Annotated in this window: 14 protein-coding genes and 1 pseudogene; 2 read left to right on the top strand and 13 right to left on the bottom strand. The window is 71.8% G+C overall.

Annotated elements, in window-relative coordinates:
* Nucleotides 1–37: 37 nt before the first annotated feature.
* From MQP27_RS32440 to infC, 10 genes and pseudogenes are all read right to left on the bottom strand, one after another.
* Nucleotides 38–577 (bottom strand): NUDIX hydrolase, encoded by a 540-nt coding sequence (locus MQP27_RS32440; RefSeq protein WP_242770796.1) that lies wholly within the window; start codon nucleotides 575–577, stop codon nucleotides 38–40.
* Between the two features lie 75 nt (nucleotides 578–652).
* Nucleotides 653–1,993, bottom strand: a complete 1,341-nt coding sequence (locus MQP27_RS32435; RefSeq protein ID WP_242770795.1) for an NsdA family TPR-like regulatory protein — start codon at nucleotides 1,991–1,993, stop codon at nucleotides 653–655.
* A gap of 343 nt (nucleotides 1,994–2,336) precedes the next feature.
* Nucleotides 2,337–3,371, bottom strand: coding sequence for a PP2C family protein-serine/threonine phosphatase (locus tag MQP27_RS32430; RefSeq protein WP_242770784.1), 1,035 nt, complete (start codon nucleotides 3,369–3,371; stop codon nucleotides 2,337–2,339).
* Nucleotides 3,372–3,644: 273 nt separating this feature from the next.
* Nucleotides 3,645–6,155 carry a phenylalanine--tRNA ligase subunit beta gene (gene pheT, locus MQP27_RS32425; RefSeq protein WP_242770782.1) on the bottom strand — a complete coding sequence of 837 codons (2,511 nt, stop codon included), beginning with the start codon at nucleotides 6,153–6,155 and terminating at the stop codon, nucleotides 3,645–3,647.
* Complete coding sequence (pheS, locus tag MQP27_RS32420) at nucleotides 6,155–7,276, bottom strand: phenylalanine--tRNA ligase subunit alpha (RefSeq protein ID WP_242770761.1); 1,122 nt, start codon at nucleotides 7,274–7,276, stop codon at nucleotides 6,155–6,157. Before pheS ends, pheT begins: the two co-directional genes overlap by 1 nt.
* Nucleotides 7,277–7,426: 150 nt before the next feature.
* Nucleotides 7,427–8,500, bottom strand: a complete 1,074-nt coding sequence (locus MQP27_RS32415; RefSeq protein WP_242770759.1) for a sensor histidine kinase — start codon at nucleotides 8,498–8,500, stop codon at nucleotides 7,427–7,429.
* Between the two features lie 52 nt (nucleotides 8,501–8,552).
* Nucleotides 8,553–9,410 carry a TrmH family RNA methyltransferase gene (locus MQP27_RS32410; RefSeq protein ID WP_242770749.1) on the bottom strand — a complete coding sequence of 286 codons (858 nt, stop codon included), beginning with the start codon at nucleotides 9,408–9,410 and terminating at the stop codon, nucleotides 8,553–8,555.
* A gap of 89 nt (nucleotides 9,411–9,499) precedes the next feature.
* Complete coding sequence (gene rplT / locus MQP27_RS32405; protein ID WP_004002577.1) at nucleotides 9,500–9,883, bottom strand: 50S ribosomal protein L20; 384 nt, start codon at nucleotides 9,881–9,883, stop codon at nucleotides 9,500–9,502.
* 103 nt (nucleotides 9,884–9,986) lie between these two features.
* Nucleotides 9,987–10,181, bottom strand: a complete 195-nt coding sequence (gene rpmI, locus MQP27_RS32400; RefSeq protein ID WP_007829094.1) for a 50S ribosomal protein L35 — start codon at nucleotides 10,179–10,181, stop codon at nucleotides 9,987–9,989.
* Between the two features lie 111 nt (nucleotides 10,182–10,292).
* A pseudogene (gene infC, locus MQP27_RS32395) lies at nucleotides 10,293–10,974 on the bottom strand (translation initiation factor IF-3).
* Nucleotides 10,975–11,310: 336 nt separating this feature from the next.
* Between infC and MQP27_RS32390 the strand changes: the two are divergent.
* Nucleotides 11,311–11,676, top strand: a complete 366-nt coding sequence (locus MQP27_RS32390) for a DUF1844 domain-containing protein (protein WP_242770747.1) — start codon at nucleotides 11,311–11,313, stop codon at nucleotides 11,674–11,676.
* A gap of 4 nt (nucleotides 11,677–11,680) precedes the next feature.
* On the opposite strand, the gene MQP27_RS32385 is transcribed toward MQP27_RS32390, so the two are convergent.
* Nucleotides 11,681–12,409 (bottom strand): SseB family protein, encoded by a 729-nt coding sequence (locus tag MQP27_RS32385; protein WP_242770746.1) that lies wholly within the window; start codon nucleotides 12,407–12,409, stop codon nucleotides 11,681–11,683.
* A 160-nt stretch (nucleotides 12,410–12,569) separates the two neighbouring features.
* On the opposite strand from MQP27_RS32385, the gene MQP27_RS32380 reads away from it, so the two are divergent.
* Nucleotides 12,570–13,595 carry a serine hydrolase gene (locus MQP27_RS32380; RefSeq protein WP_242770745.1) on the top strand — a complete coding sequence of 342 codons (1,026 nt, stop codon included), beginning with the start codon at nucleotides 12,570–12,572 and terminating at the stop codon, nucleotides 13,593–13,595.
* A 9-nt stretch (nucleotides 13,596–13,604) separates the two neighbouring features.
* Here MQP27_RS32380 and mycP read toward each other — a convergent pair whose 3' ends face one another.
* Together mycP and MQP27_RS32370 are read right to left on the bottom strand one after the other, a co-directional pair.
* Nucleotides 13,605–14,756 (bottom strand): type VII secretion-associated serine protease mycosin, encoded by a 1,152-nt coding sequence (mycP, locus tag MQP27_RS32375; RefSeq protein WP_242770738.1) that lies wholly within the window; start codon nucleotides 14,754–14,756, stop codon nucleotides 13,605–13,607.
* A 62-nt stretch (nucleotides 14,757–14,818) separates the two neighbouring features.
* The gene (locus MQP27_RS32370; protein ID WP_242770735.1) at nucleotides 14,819–15,571 is read right to left on the bottom strand and encodes a hypothetical protein; all 753 of its coding nucleotides are present in this window, start codon (nucleotides 15,569–15,571) and stop codon (nucleotides 14,819–14,821) included.
* Nucleotides 15,572–16,695 lie beyond the last annotated feature (1,124 nt).

The raw sequence follows: 16,695 nt of genomic DNA, 5'->3' as shown, positions 1-16,695 counted from the left end.
GCCGGCCGGGCCGGGACGGGTGGGGGGAGCATCAGGGCTAGCCGTCCTGGCCGAGCCTGAGGTGGTGCAGGAGCAGTAACGCGGCCGCCATGTTGGCGGCCGGGACCTCCCCGCGGGCGATCATGTCGGGGACGAGCTTGAGCGGGACCCACTCCCGGCGGTCCGACTCGAAGTCGTCCACGGGATGTCCGGTGTACTCGCCCTCGTCCGACCAGTAGATGTGGTGCCGGGCGTCGGTGAGGCCGTTGGACGGCTCCACCGTCATCAGGTGGTGCAGGGGCCCCGGCCGCCAGCCGGTCTCCTCCTCCAGTTCCCTGGCGGCCGCGACGACGATGTCCTCGCCGTCCTCGACCACCCCGGCCGCGAGTTCCCACCCCCAGCTGTCCGTGATGAAACGGTGCCGCCACAGCAACAGCACCTCGTTCGCCTCGTTCACCACCGTCGCCACGGCCACCGGCCGCAGCCGTATCAGGAAGTGATCGAGGTGCCGCCCGTCGGGCAGCTGCACATCGGCGAGATTGACGCTGAACCAGCGGTTTGAGTACACAGGTTGTTCGTTCTGTTTCGTCCACTGCACGGTTCTGCCACCTTCCGTCGAGTAAGTGGCAATATCGCAGCAGGGACTGTGGGGCGGTGGTGCTCGGGAACCGGTCTACAGCGGTACGCGCAGTGCCCCGTCGATGAGTTCGGCGGCCTCGGCGGTGCCCGCGCAGCCGCTGCGCACCAGGTGTTCGCGCACCGCCCGGAGTCTGTCGCGCAGCCGCTGGGACTCCATCCCACGGGCCTGTTCGGCCATCTGCACCGCGGTGGCCACCGCCTTGTCGGCGTTTCCGCGGCGCAGTTCGATCGTGCTGAGCATGGCGAGCCGGTGCACGCGCCCCCGGTCGTGCGCCGGGTTGTCCACGGCGGCAGCGGCGTGCTCCCCCGCCGCCACCAGTTCCCCGAGGCTCAGCAACGCCTCCGCCACCTGGACGTTGACCAACCCGGGCTGGACATAGCCCGTCTCGTCGGGTTCGTATCCGCGCCGGATGCGTTCGGCGGCCTGCTCGGCCCGCCGGATGCAGGACAGCGCGGTCGTGCCGTCGCCGAGGTGTGCGTACGCCTTGGCCTGCATCGCGTACAGGTCGCAGGCGAGCGCCGGTGTGATGTGCTTGCCGGCGGCGCGCAGCGCGGCCTCCGCGAAGGCGACGGCCTGCCGGTACTCGCGCATGAAGAGGGCCTGGTTGACCAGCAGTGCGATCACATACGCGCCGAGTCCCCGGTCCCCGCTGGCCTTGGCGAGCCGGAGCGCCTGGTGGAAGTAGCGCTGGGCGAGCCCGTGCGCGTCGGAGTCGTAGGCGCAGATGCCGGCGATCGCCACCAACCCGCCGGTCGCCCGGTGCAGTTGACGGCCCGTGGCATCGGTGTAGCTGCCGCGCAGCAGCGGGGCGGCCTCGGCGTTCAGGAAGCCCACGATCCGCGTACGCGTCGCGATCCCGCCCGCCTTCCGGTACATCTGCTCGTAGTGGGTACGGGCGGCCCGCAGCATCTCCAGATCGGCAGGCGTGACCCGGTGCCGGCCACCCCGCGACACGTCCACGTCCTCGGGCGGGTTCTCCCACTCCCACACGGGCATGACCGCGGGCGTGCCGGTCACCGCGGGCGCGCCCAGTATGTGCGGGCGCTGCTGCTCGTCGGAGCGCCACAGGGCGGTGGCCCGCTCGACGAAGCCGGAGAGGGAGGTGCCGTGCGGGGTGGACGGCTCGCCCGGCACTCCGAGCCCGATGTCGTCGAGCGTGACGGGCCGGTGCAGACGCCCCGCCAGGACCTCGCAGATCAGGTCGGGCACCTGCCCTCGCGGCCGCTGGCCCTTCAACCACCGCGCGACGGCGGTGTGTTCGTACCGCAACGCGAGCCCGCGCGCCCGCCCCGCCTGATTGACGTGCGCCGCCAACCCCGCGTGCGAGATCCCGGCCTCGTCCAGGATCGCGTCGAGCAGAGTGTTGGGCTGCATATATGCCCCCCGGGAGCCTCGGTGCCGTCAGACTAGTGCGAGCGGCTTCACACGGGGTGTGAACGGAGTGCCCGAATCCGCAGCGTACGCGCACTGTCGCGGAGAGTTCCGGGCCGGTTGACTGAAATGCCTCGCAAGAGGCCGGCCGGGCCGCCGGCTCCCCCTCGTACAGTGCGGCGGCCCGCTTCCGCGCCGTCCGCCCAGCTGCCTGCCCGACACTCCGTGGCGGGGCGGACGGCGTCGCCGACCCGAAGAACGACACCGAACCAGCGAACCGCCCAGACCACGCGGGAGCGCCGGGCGCACCGCGGGGGTAGGTACGTGGCGGTTCGCGGCCTCGACGTCACGTGAGGCGGTGCGCCCGGTGTCCGACCGGCTCACCGGGAGGCTGTCGTACGACATGGCGGCGGTCGTTGCGCAGGAGCAGCAGCGCGACGTCGTCGGCGGGCCTGCCGCCGGTGTGCCGCAGCAGCCCCGCCAGCACGGCGCGCAGCACCGACTGCGGGGAGACCGGGCCGGCCGCGACGGCCTCGGCGAGCGCGGCCGGCAGCGGAAAGAACCGGCCATGTCCGTCACGGGCGTCCTCGACACCGTCCGTGTGCAGGAAGAGGGTCTCGCCGGGCAGGAGTCGACCGCAGCGGACGGCGGGCAGCTCGGCGGGCAGTGGGAACGGCCCGAGGGGAGGCAGCGGTTCGGCCCGGGTGAGGGGCTCCGCCCGGGCCCCGCTGAGCAGATACGGCCACGGGTGCCCGCAGTTGAGGACGCGCACCTCGCCGTCCTGCCGGATCTCCAGCAGCAGTACGGTGACGAACTCCTCGGCGACCGGACTCTCCGGCTCGCCCCCGGCCGAGGGGTGCTCGGCCCGCGCCCGCTCCCTCAGATGCCGCCCCAGCGCCCGCTCCAGCCGTCGCAGCACACACGCCAGATCCACCTCGTCGTGCACGGCTTCCCGAAAGCTCCCGAGCACAGCGGCAACGGTCCCGACAGCCCCCAGCCCGTGCCCCCGCACGTCCCCCATCACCACCCGCACCCCGTGCTCGGTGGCGATGACCTCGTACAGGTCCCCGCCGATCACGGCCCCCCGGTCCGCGGACAACTGCGCGGCGGCGACGTTCAACCCGTCGACCCGAGGCGGCAACGGCCGCAGCAGAACACTCTGCGCGACCCCCGCGACCTTCTTGACCTCCCGCAGCTCACGCAGCAACGCGCGCCGGACGTGGAGTATCAGCCCGGTCCCCACGGCGAAGAACACGGCACTGGTGACGACCCGAGCCCCCAGCCCGTTCTGCTGGGCGAGCGGACAGGCCAACTTGTAGGTGATCGCCATGGCCCCCCAGGCCATGGGAAGCCCGAACGCGAGCAAGCGCTTGCGAATCATGCCGATGGCCCCCCATACAGGCCCCGAGAGCACAGCCGGACCGACCCCGAAAGGCCGGTCCGATTCTGTCGACCACATGACCCGCAAGGACCAGATCACCCAGATTCATCACCCAGATGAGTGACACCACCCCAGCCACCCGCATTTATGCAGGTAGGGGGCATATTCACGAGGGTTGTTGGAGCGCCCCTTCAGGGGCGCGGGGAACTGCGCGACCAGCCACGACGAACCCGCAGCCGCCAACGACCAACAGCTCCCCGCCCATGAGGCGAACTAGCCCCTCAGCACGGCACCAACACGCTCCCCCGCAAGGGCAACCGCCGCATCCCGAGCAGCAGACGCCTCCTCGACGGTCAGCGTCCGATCCGCCGCCCGGAACCGCAGCGCATACGCAAGGGACTTCCGCCCCTCACCGAGCTGCTCCTCGTTCTCGTACACGTCGAACAGCCGGATGCCCTCAAGCAGTTCACCCGCCCCGTCCCGCAACGCGGCCTCGACATCGGCATGCGGCACGAACTTGTCGACCACGAGCGCGACATCCTGCGTGGCCACGGGGAACGTCGAAATCCTCGGCGCCTGAGGCGTGTCGTTCCCGACCGCCTCCACCGCGTCCAGGTCCAACTCCATCGCACTGGTCCGCTCCGGCAGCCCCAGCGCCTTCACGACCCGCGGATGCAGCTCACCGGCATGCCCGACGACCGTCTCCGCCCCGTCCACGACGAGCACGAACTCGGCACACCGCCCGGGATGCCACGGCCCGTACTGCCCCTTGCGGACGACCAGTTCGGCCCCGGCCTCCCGCGCCACCGCGCGCCCCGCCTCGACGGCGTCGGCCCAGTCCGCGGGCCGGCCCTTGCCCCACCAGCCGGCCTGCTCCCGCGCGCCGGCGAGCACGGCGGCCACATGCCGCGGCTGCTCCGGCAGCGCGGCGTCGAGCTCGGCGATCTCCTCGTCGGTCGGGCGCCGGTCCACCGGCAGCGCGACGGCGACCCTCTGCTCCGCACGCGGGAGGAACACCAGCCCGGTCTCGAACAGGGCGAGATCGTGCGAGCCGCGGCCGTTGTTGCGCCGCAACGCACCCAGCAGGCCCGGCAGCAGCGAGGTCCGCAGCGCGGGCTCCTCGTCGCTCAGCGGGTTGGTGAGCTTCACGACCCGGCGCTTCGGGTCGTCCGCCTCCAGGAGCAGCTGGTCGAAGATCTGCTCGCTGATGAACGGGTAGTTCGGCGCCTCGACATAGCCCGCCCCGGCCAGCGCCCGGCCGACCCGGCGGTGCAGCCGCTGCCGGTGGGTCAGGCCGCGGCCCGAGGGGAGCTTGGGCAGCGTGGAGGGCAGGTTCTCGTAGCCCTCCAAGCGGATGACCTCTTCGGCGAGGTCGTTGATCTCGGTGAGGTCGGGCCGCCAGGACGGGACGGTGACGATCAGCTCGTCCTGCCCGTACACGTCGCAGCCGATCTCCTGCAGCCGTCGTACGACCGTCTCCCGGCCGTAGTCGACGCCGGCCACCTTGTCCGGATGGTTCGCCGGGACGCTGATGGTGTGCGGTGCGGAGGGTGCGATGACCTCGGTGACGCCGGCCTCGGCGGTGCCGCCCGCGAGGAGGACCAGCAGGTCGACCGTGCGCTGCGCGGCAGCGGCGGCGGCCTGCGGGTCGACGCCCCGCTCGAAGCGGCGGGAGGCCTCCGAGGACAGCTTGTGACGACGGGCCGTACGGGCGATCGACACCGCGTTGAAGTGGGCGGCCTCGATGACGACGTCGGTCGTGCCCTCCCCCTCCTGGTGGTCGGCGATCTCGGTGTTGGCGCCGCCCATGACGCCGGCGAGCCCGATGGGGCCGCGGTCGTCGGTGATGACCAGGTCCTCGGCGTGCAGCTTCCGCTCGACGCCGTCGAGGGTGACGATCTTCTCGCCCTCGGCCGCGCGGCGGACCCCGATCGTGCCCTGGACCAGCGAGCGGTCGTAGGCGTGCAGGGGCTGGCCGAGCTCCATCATCACGTAGTTGGTGACGTCGACGGCGAGGGAGATCGGGCGCATGCCGACCTTCTGCAGCCGGCGCTGGAGCCAGATCGGCGAGCGGGCCTCGGGGCTGAGGCCGGTCACCGTGCGGGCGGTGAAGCGGTCGCAGCCGTACGGGTCTGAGACCTGGACCGGGTAGCCGAAGGCGTTCGGGCCGGGTACGTCGATCAGCGCCGGGTCGCGCAGCGGCAGGCCGTAGGCGATGGCGGTCTCGCGGGCGACGCCGCGGATGGACAGGCAGTCGCCGCGGTTGGCGGTGACGGCGATGTCCAGGACCTCGTCGACCAGTTCGAGCAGCTCGATGGCGTCCTTGCCGACCTCGGTCTCCGGCGGCAGCACGATGATGCCGTGGGTGCCGTCGTCGCCCATGCCCAGCTCGTCGCTGGAGCAGATCATGCCGTGGGAGGTCTTGCCGTACGTCTTGCGCGCGGAGATCGAGAAGCCGCCGGGCAGGGTGGCGCCGGGGAGCACGACCACGACCTTGTCGCCCACCGCGAAGTTCCGGGCGCCGCAGACGATCTCCTGGGGCTCGCCGGTGCCGTTGGCCTGGCCGACGTCGACCGTGCAGAAGCGGATCGGCTTCTTGAAGCCCTCCAGTTCCTCGATGGTCAGCACCTGGCCGACGACGAGGGGGCCCTTGAGGTCGGCGCCGAGGTGCTCGACGGTCTCGACCTCGAGGCCGGCGGAAATGAGCTTGGCCTGGACGTCACGCCCGGTCTGAGTCGCCGGCAGGTCGACGTACTCCCGCAGCCAAGAAAGCGGGACCCGCATCAGATCTCCATCCCGAACGGCCGGGTGAACCGGACGTCACCCTCGACCATGTCTCGCATGTCTTCGACGTTGTGGCGGAACATCAGCATCCGCTCGATGCCGAACCCGAAGGCGAAGCCGCTGTACTTCTCCGGGTCGACACCGCAGGCGGTCAGCACCTTGGGGTTGACCATCCCGCAGCCGCCCAGCTCGATCCAGCCCTCGGAGGAGCAGGTACGGCAGGGGCGGTCGGGGTTGCCGACGGACTCGCCGCGGCAGACGTAGCACACCATGTCCATCTCGGCGGACGGCTCGGTGAACGGGAAGAAGTTCGGGCGCAGCCGGGTCTTCATGCCCTCGCCGAACAGGGACTGGACCATGTGGTCGAGGGTGCCCTTGAGGTCGGCCATGGTCAGGCCCTCGTCGACGGCGAGCAGCTCGACCTGGCGGAAGACCGGGGTGTGGGTCGCGTCCAGCTCGTCGGTGCGGTAGACCACGCCGGGGCAGATCACGTACACCGGCAGCTCACGGCCGAGCAGCGAGCGGATCTGCACGGGCGAGGTGTGGGTGCGCAGCACGACACCGGACTCGGTGCCGCCGTCCGGGCCCTGCACGAAGAAGGTGTCGGCCTCGCCGCGGGCCGGGTGGTCCGGGCCGATGTTCAGGGCGTCGAAGTTGAACCACTCGGCCTCGGCCTGCGGGCCCTCGGCGACCTCGTAGCCCATGGCCACGAAGACGTCCTCGATGCGCTCGGACAGGGTGGTGAGCGGGTGGCGGGCGCCGGCCGGTACGCGGTCGTAGGGCAGCGTGACGTCCACCGACTCCTCGACCAGCACACGGGCGTCGCGCTCGGCCTCCAGCTCGGCCTGGCGGCCGGCGAGGGCCTTGTTCACGGCGCCCCGGGCCTGGCCGACGAGCTTGCCGGCGGCGGCCTTGGCGTGCGGGGGCAGGGCGCCGATCTCGCGGTTGGCGAGGGCCAGCGGGGAGGCGCCCCCGGTGTGGGCGACCTTGGCCTCCTGGAGCGCGTCGAGGGAGTCCGCGGCCGCGAAGGCGGCGAGCGCCTCCTCCCGCATGCGCTCGATCTCTTCCGGTTTCAGGGCCTCGACCTCTACCGGGTCGTACGACTTGTTCGGTGCCGACATCTCTTCCCGTGCTTCCGATTGGCTGGCTGAAGGTCCCCGTCACCGACTCACGCAGAGGTCAGAGGGCCGTCCATGGGACACAAAGGTGCCAAAGGCCGAGTCTAACGGGGTGGAGGTATGCGAATGCGCCCGTGGGCGGGTCTCCGGCTCTCAGGTGAGGTACGCCGGGGCCGCCACGGGCAACGTAAATCGGAACTCGGCGCCGCCCTGGGGGCCGCGGCCGACGGTGATGGTGCCGCCGTGGGCCTCGACGATGCCCTTGACGATGTAGAGCCCGAGGCCGGTGCCGCCGCGCTTGCTGCCCCGCCAGAAGCGGGTGAAGACGCGGTTCATGGACTCCTCCGGGATGCCGGGCCCCTCGTCGCTCACCGTGACCGACGTACCGGTGTCCTCTCCCTCGCGGGGGGACACTGTGGCCGTGATGTCAATCGTGACGGTTCCCTCGCCGTGCCGCACGGCATTTTCCAGCAGGTTGCTGAGCACCTGGTCGATCTTGTCGGGGTCGGCCCACAGCGCGGGCAGCGGCTGTTCGATGCGGAGCAGGAACCGGTCGGCGGGCTGCCCGGCGGCGACGTACGCCTGGATGTGCCGTCCGACGGCCGCGCCTATGTCGACCGGCTGGCGCCGGACCTCAAGCCGCCCGCTGTCGATCCGTGAGATGTCGAGGAGCTCGGCGATGAGCCGGGTGACGCGGTCGGCGTCGGCGTCGACGGTCTCCAGCATCAGGCGCTTCTGGTCGTCGGTGAACCGTTCCCACTTGGCCAGCAGGGTGGCCGTGAAGCCCTTGACCGAGGTGAGCGGGGAGCGCAGCTCGTGGGCGACGGTGGCGATCAGCTCGGCGTGGCTGCGCTCGGTGCGGCGGCGGGCCTCGGTGTCGCGCAGGGAGACGACGACGCGGCGGACCGGGCCGGTGGGCTCGGTGCGGACGTAGCGCGCGGAGACCAGCACCTCACGGCCGCCGGGGAGGAGGAGGTTGCGCTCGGGCTGCCGCCGCCGGATGGCGAGGCCGCCGTACGGATCGGTCAGCTGCCACCAGCGCCGGCCCTCCAGGTCCTCTAACGGCAGGGCCTTCTCCAGGCGCTGTCCCAGGGCCTCGTCGGCGGGGACGGCGGTGATGCGCTCGGCGGCGGCGTTGAAGCAGACGACCCGGCCGTCCTCGTCGGCGACGACCAGACCGTCGGGCAGCTCGTCGGGATCGACGCCCCCGCTCGTGCCGACACTCATCCCCGTACCCCACCTCTCAGACGGCTGAGGGGCCCCCGAGCTGGTCACCCTACTAGCTCTCGGTGACGGAGCGGCACCCTCCGGAGGCGCGCTGTGCACGGGCCGATGCATAGAGACATACGGCGGCGGCGGTCGCGAGGTTCAGGCTCTCGGCCTTTCCGTGGATCGGAACGCGCACGACGGCGTCCGCGAGCGCGCGGGTCTCCTCCGGGAGCCCCCAGGCCTCGTTCCCGAACACCCAGGCGGTCGGCCCGCCCATGGTCCCCTTGTCGAGCTCGTCGTCGAGGTCGTCGGTCCCGGCCCCGTCGGCGGCGAGGATCCGCACGCCGACGTCCTTGAGCCCCCGGACGGCTTCCTCCACGGGGACGCCGACGGCGACGGGCAGGTGGAAGAGGGAGCCGACGGAGGCGCGCACGGCCTTGGGGTTGTAGAGGTCCACGGAGGCGTCGGTCAGTACGACGGCCTCGGCGCCGGCGGCATCGGCGCACCGCAGCACGGTCCCGGCGTTCCCGGGGTCCCGCACGTTCGCGAGCACGGCGACCAGCTTGGGCCGGGCGGCGAGGATCCGGGCGAAGGGGGTGTCGAGGAACCGGCAGATCCCGACGAGCCCCTGCGGGGTGACGGTGGTGGAGATGTCGGCGATGACCTGCTCGGACGCGAGATGCAGCCGCGCGCCGATCTCCCGGGACCGGCCGATGATGTCGGCGTAGCGCTCCGCCGCCTCGACGGTCGCGAACAGTTCCACGAGCGTGGCGGTGCCGTCCGTGTCATGCCCGGCCGCTTCCCTGACGGCCTGCGGTCCCTCCGCGAGGAACAGCCGGTCCTTGCCCCGGAAGTTCCGCTTGGCCAGCCGCCGGGCAGCGGCGACACGGGCGGAACGGGGGGAGATCAGCTCGGGGGTAACGGGCATCGCACTCACTCTCAGCACTCAACGAAACGGACCCGCGGGCAGAAGCCCACGGGTCCGTACAGTCACTTCGGCCTGGGCCGAGCGCAGCGTCACGCAGCCTTGGGGGCGTTGACGTCCGACGGCAGCGCCTTCTGCGCGACCTCGACCAGGGCGGCGAACGCACCGGCGTCGTTGACGGCCAGCTCGGCGAGGATCTTGCGGTCGACCTCGACGTTCGCGGCCTTCAGGCCCTGGATGAAGCGGTTGTACGTGATGCCGTTGGCGCGGGCAGCGGCGTTGATGCGCTGGATCCACAGCTGGCGGAAGTCACCCTTGCGCTTCTTGCGGTCGTTGTAGTTGTAGACCAGCGAGTGGGTGACCTGCTCCTTGGCCTTGCGGTACAGGCGCGAACGCTGACCGCGGTAGCCGGAGGCCTGCTCGAGGATCGCCCGGCGCTTCTTGTGGGCGTTGACTGCCCGCTTGACGCGTGCCACTTTTTAACTCCTTGTAGCGGGGCCGTGGTTGGACTCACACGACCCGGTATCGATTGGGTCCCGGTGATGACGTCGGGCGCTCAGAGGCAGAGCGCCGCGTGCGTCACTTGCCGAGAAGCTTCTTGATCTTCTTGGCGTCGCCCGGGGCCATCTCGGCGTTGCCGGTGAGGCGACGCGTCAGGCGCGACGACTTGTGCTCGAGCAGGTGGCGCTTGCCGGCGCGCTCACGGAGCACCTTGCCGGAGCCGGTGACCTTGAAGCGCTTGCTGGCACCGCTGTGCGACTTGTTCTTCGGCATAGCGCCGTTATCTCCTCGTCGGTGGCGCTCCGGTGCCCGGTTCGGAAAACCGGGCACGTCGGAACGTCGCTCTTGTTTCGGTTATGTCCTGGGGACCGGTGTCCCCGTGGATCACGCCTCGGCGGAAGCCTCGGCAGGGGCCTCGGTCTCCACGGCGGTCTCGACCTCGGCGGCGTTCTGCGACTTGCCGGGGTTGGCCTTCGCTTCGGCCTTGCGGGCTTCCTGCGCCTGGCGGGCCTCGGCCATCGCCTCGGTCTTCTTCTTGTGCGGACCGAGAACCATGATCATGTTGCGGCCGTCCTGCTTCGGGTTCGACTCGACGAAACCGAGGTCCTGGACGTCCTCCGCGAGACGCTGCAGCAGTCGGTAGCCGAGCTCCGGCCGGGACTGCTCGCGACCACGGAACATGATCGTGATCTTGACCTTGTCGCCCTGCTTGAGGAACCGGACGACGTGACCCTTCTTGGTGTCATAGTCGTGCGGGTCGATCTTCGGCCGGAGCTTCATCTCCTTGATGACCGTGTGCGCCTGGTTCTTGCGCGCCTCACGGGCCTTCATGGCCGACTCGTACTTGAACTTCCCGTAGTCCATGAGCTTGCACACGGGCGGACGGGCGTTCGCCGCTACCTCGACGAGGTCGAGGTCGTACTCCTGGGCAAGCTCCAGTGCCTTCGCGAGCGGGACAATGCCCACCTGCTCGCCACTGGGACCGACAAGTCGCACCTCGGGAACGCGAATCCGGTCGTTGATGCGGGGCTCGGCGCTGATGGATCCTCCTCGGTTAGCACCACACGGCGGTCTGGCGGACAGCCGCGTACGTCTCTTTCCTTAGACCTAACCGCGCCGAAGCATGAAAAATGCCCCGGACGATCACAGGCGGGGCTCCAAATACACTGCCGGAGCACCGCCGCGATGCCGCGGGGCGCGATTCGGGCGACTCCATCGTCCGTACGGAACGATGGCGGCCGCCTGACCGGGGTGACCCGCCGTCCCGGAGGACGGTCAGGTGGGAGATCGGAGCCTCCACTTGTAGGCCGGGCACATGAATGTCCGGCCGGTCGTCACACAAGGTTAGCAGCTACCCGGGGGTGGTGCGAACCGGCCCGCACCGGGCCCTATCGTGTGGGGCATGAGTGACACCCCTCCCGCGTCTCCTGACTCTCCCGGCTTCGACGAGATGACCCGCGACATCGCCGAGGTCCCCGCCGTCGAGGTGATCGTGACGGTGGCCGTGAACCTGATGAGCGCCGCCGCCGTGAAGCTCGGTCTGACCGAGGAGGGCGACAAGTACAAGGACCTGGACGAGGCCCGCAAGCTGGTCACCGCCCTCGCCGGTCTGCTGGACGCCTCCGTGACCGAGATCAGCTCCTTCCACGCGTCCCCGCTGCGCGACGGCCTGAAGTCCCTCCAGCTGGCCTTCCGCGAGGCGTCGATCGTCCCGGACGAGCCGGGCCAGGGCCCGGGCGAGAAGTACACCGGTCCCGTCTACGGCTAGTCCGTCACCGTACGTACAAGGGCTCGCCCGGAGGCGTCGCCCCGGCCGGCAGCAGTGCCAGGTCGAGGCCGCGCACCAGGCGGGCCCTCAGCGTCTCGTCGGCGGCCAGCCGCTCGGCGACCGCACGGGCGGCCTGAGCGGGAGCGACCGCGGGATCCAGTACGAGGGCGAGGGTGCCGTCGGCCTGGCCGGGCCCGAGGTGGGCGCTCAGCACGGCGGACTCGGCGGCCACCGCGGCCCGCACCGCCTCCCGCACGGCCGGGTCGGCGAGCGGGTCGGCCGTCGTACGCCCCTCGGCGAGCGCGAGCAGCGCGGACCCGGTCAGCTCGAACGGCACCGGACCGGCCAGGTCGAGCACCACCGTGTCCGCCTTCTCGTGCGCGGCGGCCTGCAGCGCCTGGTGCAGGGGTACGGCGACGGGGCGCGCCGCCGGGTCCCACCGGGCCAGCGAGTCGGTGGACGTGAAGGCGGGCAGGGCGGTCCGGGATCCGGCCTTCAGGGTCGGTACGGCCATGTCGCTGGTCTTCTCGCGGCGCAGCCCGTTCTCGTCCTCCTCGACCTCGCCGAGCACGGCGACGACGGGCACCAGGAGCCGGGCGCCCTTCAGCGCCTCCAGGACCGGGCCCACTGCGCCGCGGTCCTCGGCCCAGGCGGCGAGCGCGGCGCTCAGCCGGGGGTCGGCGGAGCCGTCGTCGTCGGGGAAGCCGGAGTCGGGAATGTTCTTGTTCGCCACGGTCACCGACCCTATCGGGCGGATATCGGGGGCTTACTGCTGGGCTTGTGCGGTCCCGGAAACCGGTCGTTCACAGCCTTCACGGCTTTCTCAGATTCCCCTGACACACATCTAACTTCCGTCTAACGGCGCGCACAGTCGACGCCCGGACCATCGCGGCATGGAGTCCCCCAGAGCCCGCCGAAGCCGCCGCGCTCGTCCGTCCCGGACGCGCCCCATGCTCTACACCGCCCTCGCCACCGTCGCCATCGTCGGCGGCACGGCCGCCGGGACCGTGTACGTGAAGGCCCAGGCGCACTCGGGTGGGGCCCCCGTATCGTCGGCGGGGTCGCCGACGGCCTCCACGTCGGCCACGGCGGACGGGGAGGAGTCGGTGGAACCGGTGGCGCAACCCGCGGTGGACTACGACGCGCTGCTCGCGAAGGCGATGAAGTCGGTGCCGGTCGGGGGCAAGGCCGAGGTCTCGGTGGCGATCCTGGACATGGACTCCGGCGACAGTGCCACGTACGGCGAGGGCGCCTTCGACACGGCGAGCATCGTGAAGGTCGACATCCTGGCGACGCTGCTGCTGCAGGCGCAGGACGCCGGTCGCCAGTTGACGGCGACCGAGAAGGCGTACGCCACCAAGATGATCGAGAACAGCGACAACACGTCCGCGTCCGCGCTGTGGGACGTCATCGGGAAGGCCGACGGGCTGGACGCCGCGAACAAGAAGTTCGGGCTCACCGATACGGAGGGCGGCGACGGGGCGCTGTGGGGCCTGACGCAGACCACGGCCGCCGACCAACTCACCCTGCTCCAGCAGGTGTTCGGGGACGACTCGAAGCTGAGCGAGACCTCGCGGGCGTACGTCCAGGGGCTGATGGGGCAGATAGAGGCCGACCAGCACTGGGGTGTCTCGGCCGCGGCCGACGGTTCGAAGTGGGCGCTGAAGAACGGCTGGCTGGCCCGCAGCACCACGAACCTCTGGGACATCAACAGCATCGGGCGCGTGACGGTGGACGGCCACGACTACCTGGTGGCGGCGCTATCCAAGGGCAACTCGACGCAGGCGAAGGGAATTTCGCTGGTGGAGGCGACGGCGAAGGCGGCGGTGTCGGTGTTCACGGGAACCACGGACACCGCGTCGGCACCGGCATCGGCCTCAACCTCGACGTCTGCTTCCGCGTCCACTTCCGCTTCCTAGCGGGCGCTCCTAGAACCCGTCGCCGTAGCGGCCGCGCCTGCGCCCCCGCCACAGCACCACGGCGACGACGAGCAGGACCCCGCCCAGGCTGCCCGCGAGCGGGGCGGCCCAACCGCTGGTGTCGTCACCGGACTTGGCGGCTTCCGGCCCTGAACCGAAGTACTTCTTGCCGTAGGCCGCGGCCTCCAGCCCCTCCGGCTTGAGACTGCCGGCGGCCTTGATCGCGGCGGCCGGGTCGATCATGCCGAAGCCGCGGGAGTCGTCCCGGCCGCCGACCGGGGCGTCGCGGGCGGTGTCCTCCAGGAGCTTCTTGATCTGGGCCGGGGTCAGCCCCGGATGGGCGGCCTTGATGAGAGCGACCGCGCCGGACACGAACGCCGAGGCCGCACTCGTACCCCACCCCTCGTAGTACTTGTGGTCGGGATCGGCGATGACGATGCCGACGCCGGGGGCGCTGACCGTGGCGTACCAGCGGCGGGTGGAGAAGTCGGCGCGGGTGCCGAAGCGGTCGACGGCGGTGGCGGCGATGACGCCGGGGTAGGCGGCCGGGTAGGAGACGTGGTCGCCCTTCTTGCCGCCGTTGCCGGCGGAGGCGACGACGGTGACGTTCTTCTTCAGGGCGTACTGGACGGCCTCGTCCTCGGCGGGTTCGGGGTGGGCGGAGGCGGAGTCGTCGCCGAGGGAGAGGTTGATGACGTCGGCGCCGTGGTCGGCGGCCCAGCGGATGCCTTCGGCGAGGGCGTTGCCGCGGGAGGTACGGGCCTTGCCGCGGGCGGGGTCCTCGTCCTCCAGGATCACCCGCACCGGCAGGATCTTGGCCTCGGGGGCGATGCCCATGACGCCGTCGGCGTTGCCGACGCCGTGGCCGTGCCCGGCGATGATGCCGGCCATGGCGGTGCCGTGCCGGGCCCAGTTGCGCTGCCCCTTGGTGGCGCCGAAGCCGATCATGTCCTTGGTGGGCAGGACGTTGCCGACGAGGTCGGGGTGGTCGTCCTCGACCCCGGTGTCCAGGACGGCGACGGTGACGCCCTTGCCCTTGGTGGTCTGCCAGGCCTGCTGGGTGTGCATGGCGTCGAGGGCCCACTGCTGGGCGCGTATGCCGTCGGCGTGGGCGGCGGTGGCGGGCACGAGGGCGAGGGAGGCGGCGAGCAGCACGCTCATCCCACCGAGCCGCAGACGCCCGGCTTTTCGTCCCCTGGTACTCCTGCTCCTGCTCTTGCTCCTCATGAAGTCCGCTCCGCGGCCGGACTGCTCACGTCTTTCCTCAGGGCTCGTTCGATGCGGTCGGCGAGGCCCTGGGCCTCGTTGCCGAGGCCGGCCTGGGCGGCGGGTGTGGTGGCGCCGGACTTGGTGGCTTCCGCGGCGGGCTGGGGGGTGTCGACGGTACGGCCGTCGGCCCAGCCGGAGACGGCGTACACGACGACGGGGGCGTCGGTGAGGACGGAGACCGTCCAGGAGGCGCGCTGCTTGGTGCCGAAGTCGGCGGCGGCGGTGTCCTTGGCGGCGTAGGGGCGGGGCATGAGGTCGGTACGGTCGCCGAGTTTCTCGTCCCGGAAGCGTTCGGCGAGGGAGTCCATGGCGGTGGCGTCGGCGTCGGTGAAGAGGAGGCCGACGGTGGTGACGTAGCTCTGGGTGGCGTCGGTGTAGGTGGCGCGGATCAGCCGCTGGCATCCGACGGGGGCGAGGGCCTTGCCGAGCAGTGGGTCGAAGGCGCCCTTGCAGCCGCTGTCCGGGGCGACGGCGATACGCGTCCAGGTCCGGTCAGCGCCGCCGGGGCCGGCGCCCTGGCCCTGGACGGTGGGCGGAAAGAGCCGATCGACGGGGACGCTGTGCCACAGCGCGCCGGCGGCGGCGAAGGCTCCACGGGAGCCGTCACCTGCGTCGTCCCCGGCCAGCCAACTCCCGGTGACGGCACCACCGATGAGTCCGACCCCGAGCACAAGACACGCGCCGACGGCCCCGGCCCTGGACCGCACCCGCCGAAGCCCACGCGGCCGCCCCTGCCCGTCGTATCCCTCGGGCTCCCCGAACGAGACAACGGGCCGCCCGGCCCCGGGGACCCCACCGGGGGCCACGGGGGCGCTCCAGGAGAGGGCGGGGTCGGGGGTTACGGAGGTGGGGGGTGTGGAGGGGTGGGTGGGCGTCGGGTGGGGGTTGGGTGCGGAGGGTGCGGGTGGGGTGGGGTGCGTGCGGGTGGGGGGCGGCGGGGGTGTGGGCGCGGACGAGCTTGTGCGCGTGGGTGACGGCGCGGATGTAGGCCGGTTCGAGCCGGTACGCGTGGGTGACGGCGGGGACGTGGGCATGTTCGAGCCGGTACGCGTGGGTGACGGCGCGGATGTGGGCCCGTTCGAGCCCGTGCGGTTGCTCGGCGTGCGAGGCGCTGCCGCGCGAGGGTCGGGGGTCGACGGGGTGGGCGATCCAGGGTGGCGTGCCGGGTCGGCGGGCGCGGAGGCCGAGCGGGCGTCCGGCAGCGGCTGTGCCGTGCGGCCGGGGCGGCGGAAGTCCTCGGGGGGCGTCATGGGGCGGTCGGACGCGGGCGACGCAGGGCGCCGCGGCGGATCGGTGGGCGCGGAGGCCGCAGGGCGCCGGGGCGGAGCGGCGGGCGCGGACGCCGGGCGCGCTTCGGGAAGCGGCTGTGCAGCCGGGCCGGGGCGGCGGTAGGCGTCGGCGGACGCGGCGGGGCGATCGGGCGTGGACGCGCCGGAGCGCCGGGACGGATCGGCGGGGGTGCCGGAAGCCTGGCGGGCGTCCGGGCCGGGGCGGCGGTAGCCGTCGGCGGACGCGGTAGGGCCATCGGGGGTGCGCGCGCCGGAGCGCCGGGACGGATCGGCGGCGGAAGCCGGGCGGTCTTCGGGGAGGGGCTGGGCGGGCCGGCCGAGGCGGTAGAAGCCGTCCGGGGGTGCCGCAGGGCGCCGGGGCGGGTCGGCGGGGGTGGAGGTCGGTTGGGTGTCCGGCATGGGGGGTGGGGCCGTGTTGGGGCGGCGGGGGGAAGTGGACGGCGGCTGTGAGGGGGGTTCCGGGAGGCTCGGCCCCGGGCGTCTGGTGGGCTCCTGGGCCGAGTCGGCCGGGGCCGCGGTGGGGCGGTGCCTCGGGCGCGGGG

Origin of the sequence: Streptomyces cylindrosporus (assembly GCF_022698165.1) — a bacterium.
In the GTDB taxonomy this organism is placed as follows: Bacteria; Actinomycetota; Actinomycetes; order Streptomycetales; family Streptomycetaceae; genus Streptomyces; species Streptomyces cylindrosporus.
The sequence above is the reverse complement of the archived record's forward strand: the minus strand, read 5'-3'. Positions and strand labels throughout refer to the sequence as shown.